The 14,944-nt window shown below is 71.6% G+C and carries 11 protein-coding genes; 6 read left to right on the top strand and 5 right to left on the bottom strand.

The window, feature by feature from the left end:
- Window positions 1-64: 64 nt before the first annotated feature.
- Entirely contained in the window at window positions 65-3,754 is a 3,690-nt protein-coding gene (locus K933_RS16160; RefSeq protein ID WP_080509306.1) for a glucodextranase DOMON-like domain-containing protein, read from the bottom strand.
- Window positions 3,755-3,907: 153 nt separating this feature from the next.
- Here K933_RS16160 and K933_RS16155 point away from each other — a divergent pair, with 153 nt between their 5' ends.
- Both K933_RS16155 and K933_RS16150 read left to right on the top strand, forming a co-directional pair.
- Entirely contained in the window at window positions 3,908-4,738 is an 831-nt protein-coding gene (locus K933_RS16155; RefSeq protein WP_023395826.1) for an aldo/keto reductase, read from the top strand.
- Window positions 4,739-4,865: 127 nt separating this feature from the next.
- Window positions 4,866-5,333 (top strand): zinc ribbon domain-containing protein, encoded by a 468-nt coding sequence (locus K933_RS16150; protein WP_023395825.1) that lies wholly within the window; start codon window positions 4,866-4,868, stop codon window positions 5,331-5,333.
- A gap of 34 nt (window positions 5,334-5,367) precedes the next feature.
- Here K933_RS16150 and K933_RS16145 read toward each other — a convergent pair whose 3' ends face one another.
- Entirely contained in the window at window positions 5,368-5,976 is a 609-nt protein-coding gene (locus K933_RS16145) for a TetR/AcrR family transcriptional regulator (protein WP_023395824.1), read from the bottom strand.
- A 175-nt stretch (window positions 5,977-6,151) separates the two neighbouring features.
- Here K933_RS16145 and K933_RS16140 point away from each other — a divergent pair, with 175 nt between their 5' ends.
- The 4 genes from K933_RS16140 (at window position 6,152) to K933_RS16125 (ending at window position 12,268) form a co-directional block, all read left to right on the top strand.
- A complete protein-coding gene (locus tag K933_RS16140; protein ID WP_023395823.1) occupies window positions 6,152-6,757 on the top strand; it encodes a TetR/AcrR family transcriptional regulator in 606 nt (201 codons plus the stop codon).
- Window positions 6,757-8,256, top strand: coding sequence for an MATE family efflux transporter (locus K933_RS16135; protein WP_023395822.1), 1,500 nt, complete (start codon window positions 6,757-6,759; stop codon window positions 8,254-8,256). The genes K933_RS16140 and K933_RS16135 overlap by 1 nt, the downstream gene beginning before the upstream one ends.
- A gap of 2 nt (window positions 8,257-8,258) precedes the next feature.
- Window positions 8,259-9,092, top strand: coding sequence for a hypothetical protein (locus K933_RS16130; protein ID WP_023395821.1), 834 nt, complete (start codon window positions 8,259-8,261; stop codon window positions 9,090-9,092).
- A gap of 92 nt (window positions 9,093-9,184) precedes the next feature.
- Window positions 9,185-12,268, top strand: a complete 3,084-nt coding sequence (locus K933_RS16125; protein ID WP_023395820.1) for a hybrid sensor histidine kinase/response regulator — start codon at window positions 9,185-9,187, stop codon at window positions 12,266-12,268.
- Between the two features lie 188 nt (window positions 12,269-12,456).
- Here K933_RS16125 and K933_RS16120 read toward each other — a convergent pair whose 3' ends face one another.
- The 3 genes from K933_RS16120 to K933_RS16110 all read right to left on the bottom strand — a co-directional run bounded on the left by K933_RS16120 (window position 12,457) and on the right by K933_RS16110 (window position 14,793).
- Entirely contained in the window at window positions 12,457-13,281 is an 825-nt protein-coding gene (locus K933_RS16120; protein ID WP_023395819.1) for an undecaprenyl-diphosphate phosphatase, read from the bottom strand.
- Window positions 13,282-13,426: 145 nt separating this feature from the next.
- Entirely contained in the window at window positions 13,427-13,897 is a 471-nt protein-coding gene (locus K933_RS16115; RefSeq protein ID WP_023395818.1) for a TRAM domain-containing protein, read from the bottom strand.
- A gap of 83 nt (window positions 13,898-13,980) precedes the next feature.
- Entirely contained in the window at window positions 13,981-14,793 is an 813-nt protein-coding gene (locus tag K933_RS16110; protein ID WP_049947954.1) for a DUF7847 domain-containing protein, read from the bottom strand.
- Window positions 14,794-14,944 lie beyond the last annotated feature (151 nt).

Below are 14,944 nucleotides of genomic sequence, written 5' to 3'. Positions count from 1 at the left end.
CAATACGCGACGACGGCCGAACGACGCCCGAGTACCGCGACCGGGAGCGTGCTGACCGTCGCGGTCAGCCGTTCCCGTCGTCGGCGCCGCCGCCGGGTAGGTCGACGGTGATGGTGTGGTCGCCGGGTCCGAAGGTTCCGGTCGTGCTGTCGAGTAGGACCTGTTCGTCGGCGGTGTCGGCGGTGAACTCGTCGCCGGGCATGGAGTAGACCGCCAGCGACAGCGTCGTCTCGTCGCAGTCGTCGGCGACGGTGAAGGTGACGCTCGCGGTGCCGTCGTCGTGTTCGACGATGTGGCCGTAGTCGAGACAGTCGCGTATCTCAGCGCTCGGCCACGCGGTGTCCTTCTCCGTGATGCCCTCCTCGACCGACCCGAACGCGAACCGCATCAGCCGGTCCTGGTCGGCGTACAGGCCGTCATCGCCGAGTTCCTCTATCGGTTCGCCCGCGGCGAAGTCCACCTGGTACCGCGTCCCCACCGAGAGGTACGGGACCGTCCCCCGTGGGTCGTCGTCGTAGCTCAGCGTGTCCGCCTGGGTGGTGCCGTCGGGCACCACCAGGTCGATGACGTTCGGGTTGCGGTCGTCGTCGCGGCCGCCGCCGAAGACGTAGCCGCCGTTGGCGGCGTTCACCGGGCGGATCCGCCCGGGGCTGAACCCGTCTTGACCCATGAGCAGCGGCGCGAACTGGAGGGTCCGGACGTCGCCGCCGAGCGACGACTTCGGCACGCCGACCTTGACGGCGCTCGCCTCCGGGTACGCCGTGAGCGAGACGTCCTCGGTGACGACGCCGCCGGCGGCGTCCTCGACGCGGGGCGCGAACTCGCCGGTGAACCCGTCGGCGACGACGCGCCGCTGGTAGGGGGCGGCGAACTCCGCGTTGACCCCCTCGCGGGCCGCCGTCGCGCCGCCGTCGGCGCTCGGGTCGCGGACGTACACCTGCAGCGCCTGCAGCGAGAAGCCCGCCGCGCCGCCGAACGGGTTCGTCAGCGGACCCGCGAGCGTGTAGAGGAACTGGTAGCGCTCGTCCGTCTCGTAGATGCCCACCGAGTCGACGTCGAACGCGCCGTCGACGAACGCGTCGGCCGTCGGGTACGTGTACGACCCGGGGCCGTGGTCGTCGCCCGTCTCGTCGTCGAAGAGGGCGACCCGGTCGCCGAGCGACACCGACCGTACCTCGCCCGTCCGCGCCGTCGTCCCGACCCCCGAGAGGTCGGCGGCGTCCGTCGCGGCGACGACCGTCAGATCGCTCGTGCCGTCGGCGACGGTCACCTCCGTCTCGAACGACCCGCCCGACGGCTCGACCGCGACCGTCTCCTCGGTCGTGGCGACGACGACCGTCGCACCGTCCGTCGTCCCCGACACGGTCACGGTGTCGCTCCGGACCGTCTCCGAGGGGAACTCGACGGACAGGTCGGGACCCTCGGGAACCGCGCTCTCGACGTAGCGGTCGGCGACGAACGCGGGCGTCTCGACGGGTTCGCCCGCGTCGATACCCCACGCTAGCCGGACGAACTGCGCCATCGACCACGACAGCGGCGTGGCCGACCCGGTTCCCTCGCCGAACTCCCAGCCGTACGCCGTCGGTTCGGTGCGGTCCCACACCTGTTCGGGGATCATGTACCCCGAGTTGCCGAACCGGTGCATCGACTCGAGCAGTTCGGCGGGGTCGTACTCGTCGGCGTCCGAGAGGAGTTCGTACTCGCCGCGTTCGCCCGAGAAGATGGGCCACAGTCGCCCCCGGCCGGCGTTGTCGCCGTTCGCGCCCCACGGCGCGCCCGCCGGCAGGTCGTCGGCGTCGTCGCGGCCCTGTTCGCCGTAGCCGTCCTCGGTGTAGCGGTACCACGCCGGGCCGTTCGGCGTGTCGACCTGGATGGTGCGGTCGACCAGGTCGAGCGAGTTCTCGACCACCGGGTCGTCCCACGGCTTCACCCCCAGGCGGACAAGTTCGAGGAAGCCGGCGTCTATCACCGACCGCTCGTCGAGCGACGGCCCGCCGTTGTTGATGTCGAGCGGCGCGCCGTCGTTCGGGTCGGTGTCGTCGTTGACCCGGAAGTAGTACGGCGTCGTCGCCGTGGTGTAGTCGACGTCGTAGTCGTCGCCGATGTCGTCCGGCTCTTCGAGCTCCGGCGGCTGGGTGGTCGCCATCCACTCCTCGGTGGTCGACTGCCAGCGGTCGGCGACGCCGAGGAACAGCAGCGCGTCGGTCCGCTCGCCCGCGGCGTCCGCGAGCGCCGCCGCACACGCCAGCCCGGCTATCTCGGCGGCCGTCGTCGACGGCGAGTAGCCGCTCTCCTCCTCCCACCGCTCCTGGTCGGTGTGCGGGCCGTTCGTCGCCACGTACGTCGCCGACAGCCGGACGTTCTCGTAGTCGTAGTCGGCGTCGTCGAAGCCCACGTCCTCACGCTCCCACAGTTGGTACGCCATCACCTGCGGCCACGAGACGTTGTCCATCTGCTCGCCGCCCCAGCGGGTCCGCCCGTCGACGAACGTGTTCTGGGGGACGAACCCGTTCTCGCGCTGCTGGTAGTCGTAGATGTACTCCGTCGCGTCGCGCGCACCCTCCACGTCCCCCATCGCCAGCATCGCGGTGTACGCCTGATAGAGGTCGCGCGACCAGACGAAGTTGTAGCCGTAGTCGGAGGGGTTGTTCGCCTCCGTCGCGTCGCCCCACGGCACCGAGGGGCTGGCGATGCCCGCGCCGGGGTAGTTCTTCGAGTCGGCCGCCCGGAGCGCCATCGCCGACACGTCGTACTGGGTGCGGAGGTCGCCGCTCACGCTCGACGGCGCGTCGAGTTCGTCGAGGTAGGCGTGCCACGACTCGCGGTAGCCGCTCCGCGCCGCGGCGTACCCCGTCGAGAGCGCGTCCCGGGCCACCCCGACCGCGGCGTCGACGTCGCGGCCGGTCGCGAAGCCGAGCGACAGCGTCTCGCTCGCCGACGAGACGCCCGAGCCGAGCCGACCCACCAGCGCGACGTTGCCCTCCGACTCGCCGTGGGGGTCGCCGAGCGACCCGTTCGAGAGTAGCCCCGAGAGACCGTCGCCGCCGGCCACGTCGGCGCTCGCGAACTCGAACCCGGACGCCGAGGCCATCGCGAGCGCGGGGTTGTACGCGTTCCCCGCCTCGTCGACGATGACGGCGTCCCCGTCGTTGGCCTCGGTGTCCGTCGCGGTCAGGACGCGGTCGCCCTCGGTGCCGCGGACCGCGGCGGTGTCGGCCATCCCGCTTTGGGCCACGGAGGCGTCGAGCACCGCGTACACGTCGTACGACCCGCCGTCCGTCGCCTCGAACGTCACGTCGGCGAGCAGGGCGTCCCCGCCGGGAGCCGCGACGTACTCCGCGGTGAGCGTCCAGCCGCGGCCGGACGCCGTCTCGGTCACCGTCTGTTCGAACAGGAGCGCGCGGTCGTCGACGAGTTCGACCGACCGCTCGACGGTCCCCTCGTCGGTGCGGTTCTCGTCGAACGTCCGCTTCGCGTAGCCCGCGTCGGGGTCGGCCACCACGAAGTCGAGCGTCCGGACGTTCAGCAGGTCGATCCGCGGGAAGCGCACCTCCGTCAGCGCCCCCTCGGTCAGCGTGAACCACACCCGGGAGGCGTCGTCGGTCCGGTGGTCCGCGACGGTGCCGACGCCGTACTTCTTCCCGGTCGTCCACGTCGCGTCGTCGCCGCCCGACGGTGCCGCCGCCGCTCGTGTCGTCGCGAACGGGACCAGCCCCGCCGCGCCCACGCCTTTCAACAGGGTTCGTCGTCTCATCCGTCCCGACCCAGCCGCGGCACCGTTGAAAAAGTTCGTGACTAACAACGAACGTAGTGACTAATTCGTCAACACGACCCGTGCGAATCCGGGGGACTCGAATCGAGTGCCGGGGCCGTGGTATTGATGCGGGCGCGCGGAGAAGGTGTGGTGATGCCCGGAGACTCCCCCGACGTCGCAGACGAGATGCCGCGACTCGGTCTCGGCACGTACTCGGCCGACGACCGCGACCAGTGGACCGAGAACGTCCGGACCGCCCTCGACGTGGGCTACCGGCACGTCGACACGGCGCAGGTGTACGAGAACGAGGAGTACGTCGGCGAGGGGATACGCTCGTCGGAGGTCGACCGCGAGGACGTGTTCCTCGCGACCAAGACGATGCACGTCGACGTGCCCGACGACCCCGCGGACGTGCCCGAGGCCATCGACGGCTGTCTCGACCGCCTCGGCGTCGACGCCGTCGACCTGCTGTACGTCCACTGGCCGTCGGGCGCGTACGAACACGAACCCGTGCTGTCGGCGTTCGACGACGCCTACGACGAGGGGAAGGCGCGCAACGTCGGCGTCGCCAACTTCACACCCGAACTGCTCGACGAGGCGCGCGAGCACCTCGACGCGCCGCTGTTCGCCAACCAAGTCGAGATGCACCCGCTGCTCCCCCAGGAGGAACTCGTCGAGTACGCCCAAACGCACGACCACTGGCTGGTCGCGTACTCGCCGCTCGGGAAGGGCGAGGCGCTCGACGTACCCGAGATACAGGAGGTCGCGGAGAGACACGACGCCTCGCCCGCGCAGGTCTGTCTCGCGTGGCTGCTCGACCACGACAACGTCGCCGCCATCCCGAAGGCGAGCAGTCGCGAGCACATGGAAGACAACCTCGCGGCCCGAGAACTCGAACTCGACGACGACGACCGCGAACTGATCGACTCCATCGACCGCGAGTACCGCGAGATCGACCCCGACCACGGCCCCTGGAACTGGTAGTTCGCGCGGTACCGGGGCTTCGCGCCGTCCGTCGGCCCGATTTCGGCCGCGCGCGATGGGCGACCCACTCCCGATCGTCGACCGGCGGGGAAGAAGGCTTATAACTTACTAACCGATTAGTCAAGGCGTGAACCGATCGGTCTCCCGGAAGCGACCGTGGCTCGCGGCGCTGTTGGCGGCGCTGGCCACGGGGTTCGGCCACCTCTACCTGCGGCGGTGGGGACGCGCGCTCGCGTGGGTCGTCCTCACTGTCGCGACGACAGTCCTGTTCGTCGACCCGGCCGCCGTCGAGGCGGCCGCGAACGGAACCGTCGCCGACCCGCTGGCGTTCGCCCCGACGCTGGCCGTGGCTGCGGTCAGCGTCGTCGACGCCTACCTGCTGGCGCGCGTCAACAACGCCGTCGCGCGGATGGTCGCCGCGCGGACCACCGAACCGGAGGCAGGGTCCGCCCCCGTCGCGTGCCCGCACTGCGGGCGGGAACTCGACCCGGACCTGGAGTTCTGTCACTGGTGTACGGCGGAACTCGACCGGGCCGCCGACCGAGAACCCGAGGGGGACCGGCCTCCGCGCGACCGGTCCGCCGAGGAGCGGTGAGGCGGCGCGGGAGTCGGAGGGTGGACCGGTCGGCTCAGTCGTCGCGGAGGAGCACCGCGTCGACGTACTCGTCGGCGGTCCGGCGCGCGGTCGCGAGCGCCCCGGGGTCGGCCCCCTCCGGTTGGACGGCCGCGCGGGTGCGCGCCCCGTCGACGATGGTCATGAGCGCGCGCGAGACGTGGTCGGAGTCGACGTCGGCGAAGACGCCGCGGTCGATGCCGTCGTCGACGACCGTCCGGAGGACGTAGCGGACGTACTCGTCGTTCTGGTCGAACCGCTCTTGGAACCGCTCCTTGTACGGCGCCTGGCTCCGCATCTCCAGCATCGCCACCAGCAGGTCGCGGTGGCCCTCGGGGTCGACGAGGAGTTTGTCGAGTAGCAGGTCCAGCCGTCGCTCGGGGTCGGTGGTCTCGACTTCGTGGATCGCGTCGACGAACCGCGCGAGGAGGTAGTCGAGGAACGCCGCAAGCAGGTCGTCCTTCGTGTCGTAGTGGTAGTGGACCGCGGCGGTCGACTTGCCGTACTCGTCGGCGATCCGCCTGACGGTCAGGTCGGCGTAGCCGTACTCCTGGAGCGCGCGGTACGTCGCGCCCATGATCTCCTCGTCCGCCTCCGAGGTAGTCCCCTCCGGTGGGTCGGCCATTCTGTAGGTACTTACTCTCCGGTTGGATAACCGTTTCCCCCTCCGTCGCCGCCGGAACTGTCTACGCGCCGATCAGCCTCGATACGCCCGGAACGACCGCCCGAACCGCCCGAGGCGGGTCCTCAGCGGCATCCGAAGGTTTTTGACTAACCGGTTAGTAAGTACAGTCGATCAGATGGACGACGGACCGGAGAGGGAGATACTGCGGGCGACGTATCGCGCGCTCTGTGAACACGGCTACGCGGACCTCACGCTCAAGGAGATCGCCGCGGAGTCCGACCGAAGCAAGGCGCTGATCCACTACTACTACGACGGGAAACGCGACCTGTTCGACGCGTTCCTCGAACTGCTCTACGAGGAGTACACCGACCGCATCGACGCGGCGACGGGCGACACCGCGACCGAGCGGTTCCGCTCGCTGTTGGCGGTCCTGCTCACCGACGAGGGGGCGTCGTCCGGTCGAGGGTTCCGCACCGCACTCTTGGAGGTGAAAGCGCAGGCGCCGTACAACGACACGATCCGCGAACACCTCGTCGAGTTCGACGCCGCGCTGTTCGACCGGTTGGAGACCGTCGTCGCCGACGGCGTCGAGTCGGGCGAGTTCGACCCGAGCGTCGACCCCGCCCGGGTCGCCGAGTGTCTCACGGCGACCGTACAGGGGGCGCACGCCCGGCGGGTCGCGATCGACGGCTCGACCGACGAGTTGTACGAGACGCTGATAGACTACGCCGAGCGGCACCTACTCGCGGACGCGAGCGGGTCGCTGGAGGTCGAGCGCTGATGGGGGTCTTCGACCGCATCGGCTCGCTGTTCAAGGGCCAAGAGGAGTTCGACCTCACCGCGGGCGGCATCGGCAAACCGCTGTTCTTCCTGTCGATGCCGATCGTCGTCACGAACCTGTTCCAGACCGCGTACAACCTCGCGGACACGTTCTGGCTCGGCCAGTACAACACGGACGCGCTGGCGGCGATCAGTTTCGCGTTCCCGATGGTGTTCCTGCTCATCTCGCTGGGGATGGGGATCAGTGTGGCGGGGAGCGTCCTCGTCGCGCAGTTTACCGGGAGCGGCAAGGAGCGCGAGGCCGAGTACGCCGCCTCCCAGACCGTCACGTTCGCCGCCATCGCCTCGGTCGTACTGGGCGGTGTCGGCTACGTCTTCGTCGATCAGTTCCTCGCGCTCATGGGCGCCTCGCCCGACGTGTTGCCGCTGGCGACGCAGTACATGGAGGTCATCTCGGTCGGCCTGCTGTTCATGTTCGGGTTCGCGGTGTTCATCTCGCTGATGCGGGGGTACGGCGACACGATCACCCCGATGCTCGTGATGTTCGGGTCGGTCGTGCTCAACATCGTCCTCGACCCGTTCCTGATCTTCGGGTTCGAGTCGAACCCGCTGTTCTCGATGCTCGGACTGGGCGGGGTGGAGGCGACGCTGTTCGCGGCGACCGGCTACACCGGGTCGGGGATCACCGGCGCGGCGGTGGCGACCGTCTTCTCGCGGGCGCTCGCGCTCGTGGTCGGTCTCGCGGTCATGTTCCGCGGCACCCGCGGCGTCCAGATCCACCTCCGCGACATGGCGCCCGACCTGGACTACCTCCGTCGACTCGCCCGGATCGGCGTCCCCGCCTCCATCGAGGGGACGGGTCGCGCGGTGTCGATGAACCTCCTGCTGTTCATCGTCGCCTCGTTCTCGCCCGCGGTGGTCGCGGGGTACGGCATCGGGACGCGCGTGTTCTCGGTCATCTTCCTGCCCGCCATCGCGGTGGCACGCGGCGTCGAGACCATGACCGGCCAGAACATCGGCGCGGGCAAACCCGACCGCGCGGCGGCGGCCGCGGGGCTGGCGTCGAAAGTGCTGTTCGGCATCCTCTCGGTCGCGGGCGTCGTGGTCTGGTTCGCCGCCGCGCCCATCGCGGACGTGTTCACGACCGACCCCGCGGTCGTCGACGTGAGCGCGACGTTCCTGCGGTACGTGGCGCTGACGTTCGGGTTCATCGGGATCATGCGGGCGTTCACGGGGAGCCTCCGCGGCGCGGGCAAGACGCTCACCGCGGCGGCCATCTCGGTGCTGATGCTCGGCGTCGTCCGCTTCCCGCTCGCGTGGCTGCTGTCGGGGCCGATGGCCGAGAACGGCATCTGGCTGTCGTTCGCCGTCTCGAACGTCCTCGGCGCCGCCATCGCGTACGGCTGGTACCGCCGGGGGACGTGGCGGGAGTCGGACCTCACCGAGTCGAGCGTCGACGTCGAGGACACCGCCGTCGAGGGGGCGCCGACGGACGACTGACGATGTCGCGTTACCACTCCCGGGCGGAACGACGCGCGGCGCTCGACCGACGGCTGGACGACGCGCTCGCGACGGCCGAGGGGGCGTCGCTCGCCCCCGCGGTCGCGGCGGTCCGTGAGCGCAGCGACCGGTGGTACGGTCAGTTGGCGGCGGTCTCGTACGAGTCCGCCGTGCGTCCGGACACCGATGCCGACGTCGATGCGGTCCTCCCGGCGGCGACGGCGGTCGAACTCCTCCGCGAGTACTGCCGGCTGCGGAGCGAGCTACTGGTCCAACTCGCCGACGAGGTGGCCCACTCGCTGACCCACGACCCGACCGCGGCGCTCCTGTCGAGCGACTACCTCCACACGTCGGCGTACGCGGCGCTGTCGGCGGTCGACGACGACCACCGCGGTGACTGCGTCGAGCGACTCACGACCGCCGCGAGTCGGATCGTGGAGGCGTTCGCCGGACGCGGCGCCGGGTCGATTCCCTCGGCGGAGGAGTACGGCGCGTTCGCCGACCGCACGGCGGGGAGTCTCGGGGCGGCGGCGGCCGCCATCGGGGCGACCGTCGCGGGCGCCGACGGACCGCGCGTCGAGCGGTTCGCGACGCTCGGTCGGGCCGCGAGCGCGGCGCGACAGCTCCGGCGGACGGCCGACGCCGAGCCCCGGACCGTCCGCGTCGCGGCGCCGCTCCCGGACGGGGAGGCGCTCGACCGGGTCGCACGGCGTCGGTGTGCCGACACCGAGCGAGCGCTCGACGCCGTCTCGGTCGCCCCCTCGGCGCCGCTCCGGGAACTGGTCTCGCCGCGCCGCCGGGCGGGCGGGACGGACCGCTCCTCCGCCCCGAACTGATCCCCGGCGGTACTGCCGACGCCGGACGACAGTTTTCACCCCCGATATTTGTAGCCGAACGGTTATTACCAGTTCCTCCATCCGAACGAGTCATGACCAACCGTTCGGCGCCGGTCCGCGTCCTCCACGTCGACGACGACGCCGACTTCGCCGAACTGACCGCGCGGCTGCTCGAACGCGAGGACGACCGGCTCGCCGTTGAGACGGCGACGAGCGCGGCCGCCGGTCTCGACAGGCTCGGCGCCGCCGAGTTCGACTGCGTCGTCGCCGAGTACGGTCTGCCCGGCCGGGACGGGATCGAGTTCCTCCGGGCGGTCCGCGCGGAGTACCCCGACCTCCCGTTCGTCCTCCTCACCGGGACGGGGAGCGAGGCGGTGGCGAGCGAGGCGATCTCGGCGGGCGTGACCGACTACCTCCGGAAGGAGTCCGACGCCGACCAGCACGCCGCGTTGGCGAACCGGCTGACCGACGCCGTCGACCACGGCCGCTCGCGGCGGTCGGTCGAGCGGAGCGAACGACGCCTCCGGGAGGTAGTCGACGCCGTCCCGCACCCGCTGTCCGTCGTCGACGAGTCCGGGCGGTTCCTGCTGGCGAACGAGGCGCTCGCCGACGTTCACGGCGCGACCGTCGCCGACCTGGAGGGGTCGTCCGTCGCGGACGCGTTCGACGACGCGACAGCACGCCGGGTCCGCGCGGACGTGGCGGACGTGCTCGACTCCGGCGAACCCGAGCGGACGGCCGAGATGGAGACGGTCGACTCCGACGGTCGGCGGCGCGTGCTCCGCCCCCGACTGTCGCCGTCCGACTCCGTCGAGGGCGACGAGCGGGCGGTGGTCGGGCTGGCGCTCGACGTGACCGAACGCAGCGACCGGGAGCGGGAGGCCGAACGGGCGCGCGAGCGGATGGCACTCGCGCTCGACCGGACAGACTCGATCGCCTTCGAGGTCGACTTCGAGACCGGCGAGGTGGTGCGCCACGGGAGGTACGAGCGCGCCTTCGCGTTCGCGCCCGAGGACCTGCCGACGTGGGAGGACCACTGCGAGCACGCGGTCCACCCGGACGACCGCCCGGCGTTCCGGCGGTTCCACCGCGAACTGATCGACGGCGACCGCGAGCGCGGCGACATCGAGTACCGGACGAACCCCGAGCGGGGGGAGTGCCGGTGGATACACGCGCACGTCCACGTGAAGGGGTCGACGGAGTCGGACGCCGACGACCGCAACGGTCTCCGAGCGGTCGGCATCTCGCGGGACGTCACCGAGCGGAAGGAACTCGAGGTCGAACTCCGGCGGAAGGAGCGGCGGTACGACGCGGTGTTCGACGACCCGGACAACCGCGTCGGGGTCGTCGACACCGACGGAACCGTCCTCGACCTCAACCGAACGGCGATGGACTGTCTCGACCTCCCCCGCGAGGAGGTGGTCGGCGCGCCCGTCTGGGAACTGCCGTGGTTCGACTCGTCGGCCGTCGTCGCCGACGAGATCCGACGGCGGGTTGAGCGCGCCGCGGACGGCGAGTACGTCCCCTTCGAGATCGACCTGTCCGGCGACGGCGACCTCTGTATCGTCGAGGGGGTGTTCCGACCGGTCGCCGCCGACGACGGGGAGGTGGTCTCGGTCATCGTCTCGGCGCGCGAGACCACCGAGCAGCGGCGACGGAAGCGCGAACTCGAACGGACGAACGCGGTGTTGTCGACGCTGTTCGACACCCTGCCGGTCGGCGTGCTCGCGGAGGACGGGTCGCGGACCGCGCTCGCGACCAACCAGCAACTCGACCGCCTGTTCGGCGTCTCCGACGCGGCGAGGCTCGTCGGCGCCGACTGCCGACGCCTGAGGGACGCCGCGAGCGACCTGTTCGTCGACCCCGAGGGGTTCGTCGCCGACGCCGAACGGACCGTCGCGGAGAACGCCTCCGTCCGGGAGAACGAACTCCGCCTCCGGGACGGCCGGACGCTCGCGTGGAGTCACGAGCCGTTCGACCTGCCCGACGGGACCGGGCGGCTCTGGACGTACCGCGACGTCACCGACCGGGCGGAGTACGAGCGACGGCTCCAGGCGCTCAACCGGACCACCCAGGAACTCGTGGCCGCCGAGAGCCGCGAGGCGATCGGCCGCATCGCCGTCGAGGCCGCCCGCGACATCCTGGGTCACGGGGTGAACGCGATCCACCTCCGCGACGAGGAACGGGAGGGGCTGCCGCCGGTCGCGAGCACGGACGCCGCGCGCGACCTCGTCGGCGACCTGCCGACGTTCACGGGCGACGACAGCATCGCCTGGCGCGTCTACGAGCGGGGGGAGGCGCGGACGGTCGACGACGTCCACGCCGACGCGGACGTCCACAACCCCGACACGGCCGTCCGGAGCGAACTCTACCTCCCGGTTCGCGACGAGGGCATCCTGCTCGCCGGGTCGACGGTGCCCGACGCGTTCGACCAACGGGACGTCGCGCTCGGGGAGATCCTGGCGGGTAACGTCGCCGCCGCACTCGAACAGGTGCGGCGGACGGACCAACTCCGCGCGCGCGAGTCGGAACTCACCCGGCAGAACGACCGACTCGACGGGTTCGTCAGCGTCGTCAGCCACGACCTGCGCAACCCGCTGAACGTCGCACAGGGTCGGCTCGCACTCGCACGCGAGGACCGCGACGACGAGCACCTCGGAGCCGTCGCGCGCGCGCTCGACCGGATGGGGGCGCTGACCGAGGACCTGCTCGCGACCGCCCGCGAGGGCGAGGCGGTCCGGGAGGTGGAGTCGGTCGACCTCGCGACGGTGGCCCGCGACTGCTGGGACACCGTCGAGACCGGAGCGGCGACGCTCGACGCCGCGAGCACGGGGGCGATACGGGCCGACCGGAGCCGCCTCCAGCAGGTGTTCGAGAACCTGTTCCGCAACGCGGTCGAACACGGCGGCGACGGCGTCCGGGTCGAGGTCGGCGACCTGACCGACGGGTTCTACGTCGAAGACGACGGGCCGGGCGTCCCGGCCGACGAGCGCGGGTCGGTGTTCGAGGCGGGCTACACCACGTCGTGTGACGGCACCGGGTTCGGACTCCACATCGTCGAACAGGTCGCCGACGCCCACGGCTGGACGGTCGAACTCGTGGACGGCGACGGCGGGGCGCGGTTCGAGGTCACCGGCGTCGCGGCGGCCGTCGACGACCCGTCGGCGGCCGACTGACCGGTCGCGTCCGTGCCGGACGGCGCGCCGAACGCGTCGCGGGTGGATACGAACCCGGTGGGCGGACGGGGCTCACCCGCCGAGGATCCGCCCCGCGAGCGGCATGTCGACGACGGCGACCAGCCGGCATAGCTCCCGACCGTGGCTCGCGTCCCCGGCCGGTGAGCGAGTCCGGGGCGGGTCGCGACTCACGGGAGGAGTAGCCCCGCTCCGAGGAGGGCGACCCCACCGAGTCCGACGCAGACCGCCCAGAACGGCAGCCGCTCGACGACCCGGAGCAGGGCGTCGATGGTCGCCAGCCCGACGAGCGCGCTCGCGCCGAGCGCGGCGAGCGCCGGGACGGGCGCGAGCGACGGCGGCCCGCCCGCCTCGACGACCGCGAGTCCGCCCGCGCCGAGCGCCGCCGGGATCGACAGGAGAAACGAGAGCCGGAACGCCTCGCCGCCGTCGTGCCCGCGGAGGAGCAGCCCGCCCGTCGTCGCGCCCGACCGCGAGACGCCGGGGAGGACGGCGATCCCCTGGAGGACGCCGACGAGCACCGCGTCGAGCGGTCCCGGCTCCGTCCGGCGGCCGAGCGCGTCGGCGCCGACCAGCCGCTGGAACAGCCCGCTCGCGACCAGCAGCGCGCCGATCACCGCGACGAAGCCGCCGCCCGTCAGCGCGGAGACCAGCGAGTCGAGCGTCGCGTACGCGCCGACGCCGACGACGCCGGAGACGAGCGTGCCGACCGCGAGAAACGACAGCTCGGCGTTCCGGTCGTCGAACGCCGTCCGTGGCCGCCAGTCGGGGACCGACCGGAGCAGGTCGGCGAGCGTCCCCCGGTAGTAGACCCCGGCCGCGAGCGCCGTCCCGGCGTGGAGGAACAGCGAGAGGCCGACGGCGTCGACCGCCGAGAACCCGAACAGCACGGTCAACACGAGCGCGACGTTCCCCTCGCTCGACACCGGCAGCCACTCGAGGACGCCCTGGAGCGCGCCGAGCGCGAGCGCGACCCGTACCGAGACGGAGACCATACCGCCCCCTCCGGCGGCGGGGTAGTTGACTGTTCCCGGTTCGGGGCGGGTGGCTCCGCGCGAGTCGGGACGCGGCGACGAGCGGCCGTCCGTCGCTACCGCCGGCTCCGCGGAGCCGGGGTTCGCCGCGCCGGCCGGCCCGGGGTCACGGCGTCCGGTCGTCCCGGTCGACGACGCTCGCGAACGCGACGTTCTCCTTCGTCCGGTCGATCCGGACCGTCGGCTCGTCGCCCGGGTGGGCGTCGGGGACGATCACCACGTAGCCGCGCTCGACTTTCGCGATCCCGTCGCCCTGGTCGCCCAGCGACTCGACGCTCACCCGGCGGACCTCCCCCTCCGACACCGGCGGCTCGGGGGGCGACGGCTCGGACGAGCGGCCGGCGGACTCGGGCGCGCCGTTCGAGCGGGCGTCGGTTCGACCGTCGGACGCGGTCGCGGGGTCGGTCTGGTCGTCCGCGGCGGCGACCTGCTCGATCAGCGCGACCCGGTAGACGTCGCCCGCCGAGACGGAGCCGTGTTCGACCTCTCGTTTCGGTACTTCGACGACGTACGACCCGTCGCGTTCGCGGAGCGTCGCGGCGTAGACGGAACGGAGCGTCCGGGGAAGGTCGACCATCTACACCGGATCTGGGGGGTGGGTGCCTTATCTCCTCCGGGTGTGGGCCGCGCTCGCCCGGCCACCGGGAGCGGGACGGGTCGTCACCGCGCCGCGGTCGACATCGGCGACGCCTCGGTCGTGACCTGCCGGTAGAACGCCACGGAGTAGACGACGAAGAACGTCGAGACCACGGCGCCGACCAGCGTCAGGACCGCCGCGACGGCGACGACGCCGCCCGTCGAGAGCACGGGGAGGCCGTACGCCGCCGCGGCCTCGGGTGTCGTCAGGAGCGACAGCCCGCCGAAGAGGAGGCCAATCCCGCCGCCGACGACGAACGCGACGAGCGTGTAGCCGGCCGTCGCGGCGAGGTTCGAGCGCACGACGCCGTAGCTCCGCGTGAGCGCGTCGACCCCCGACCGGCCTTCGAGGACGACCGCCTGTCCGTAGAACTGGACGACGAACGCGAACGCGACGTACGCGAGCGCGGCGACCAGCCCCACGACGGCGACGAGGGCGAGCACGACCGGTCCGACGGGTACCAGGCCGAACAGGACGGTGCCGAAGACGACGACGGCGACGACGACGCCCAACACGAGGTTCACCGCCAGCACCAGCAGGTACGCGACCAGCATCTGCACGTAGTTCGACCGCCCGTAGTCGACGAACGCCCCGAGCGAACTGTCGCCGTCGAGCGCGTCGTCGGCCATCCCGACCATCCCCGCCTGGAAGAACGGGAGCGCGGCCAGCATGAGCAGCGACGCGCCCAGCGAGACGAGCGACGCCACGAGCGGGTTCGTCGACTGGAGCGCCAGTTGCGGGAACTGGAGCGCGAACAGGAGTACCGCGGGAACGACGAGCGCGGGCACCCGGGCGACCGCGCCGGGTGACCGCCGGAGGGCTTGGAGGACTGCCACACCGGCGGTTGGTCCGGCCCCCGCAAGAAGGTTTCCGGTCCGCGCCGAGCGACCGAGCGGCGGGGGGACCCCCGGCCGTCCGAACCACCTCATCCGGATTCCGGGCCGCCGCAGGGACAACCAGCCACACGTACATATAAGAAAATAATTA

Source organism: Candidatus Halobonum tyrrellensis G22 (assembly GCF_000495475.1).
Taxonomy (GTDB): Archaea; Halobacteriota; Halobacteria; order Halobacteriales; family Haloferacaceae; genus Halobonum; species Halobonum tyrrellense.
The sequence above is the reverse complement of the archived record's forward strand: the minus strand, read 5'-3'. Positions and strand labels throughout refer to the sequence as shown.

Bases quoted from the DNA above. Each gene is read 5' to 3' on its own strand.
- K933_RS16160 (WP_080509306.1), bottom strand. From the start codon at position 3,754: ATGAGACGACGAACCCTGTTGAAAGGCGTGGGCGCGGCGGGGCTGGTC.
- K933_RS16155 (WP_023395826.1), top strand. From the start codon at position 3,908: ATGCCCGGAGACTCCCCCGACGTCGCAGACGAGATGCCGCGACTCGGT.
- K933_RS16145 (WP_023395824.1), bottom strand. From the start codon at position 5,976: ATGGCCGACCCACCGGAGGGGACTACCTCGGAGGCGGACGAGGAGATC.
- K933_RS16140 (WP_023395823.1), top strand. From the start codon at position 6,152: ATGGACGACGGACCGGAGAGGGAGATACTGCGGGCGACGTATCGCGCG.
- K933_RS16135 (WP_023395822.1), top strand. From the start codon at position 6,757: ATGGGGGTCTTCGACCGCATCGGCTCGCTGTTCAAGGGCCAAGAGGAG.
- K933_RS16130 (WP_023395821.1), top strand. From the start codon at position 8,259: ATGTCGCGTTACCACTCCCGGGCGGAACGACGCGCGGCGCTCGACCGA.
- K933_RS16125 (WP_023395820.1), top strand. From the start codon at position 9,185: ATGACCAACCGTTCGGCGCCGGTCCGCGTCCTCCACGTCGACGACGAC.
- K933_RS16120 (WP_023395819.1), bottom strand. From the start codon at position 13,281: ATGGTCTCCGTCTCGGTACGGGTCGCGCTCGCGCTCGGCGCGCTCCAG.
- K933_RS16115 (WP_023395818.1), bottom strand. From the start codon at position 13,897: ATGGTCGACCTTCCCCGGACGCTCCGTTCCGTCTACGCCGCGACGCTC.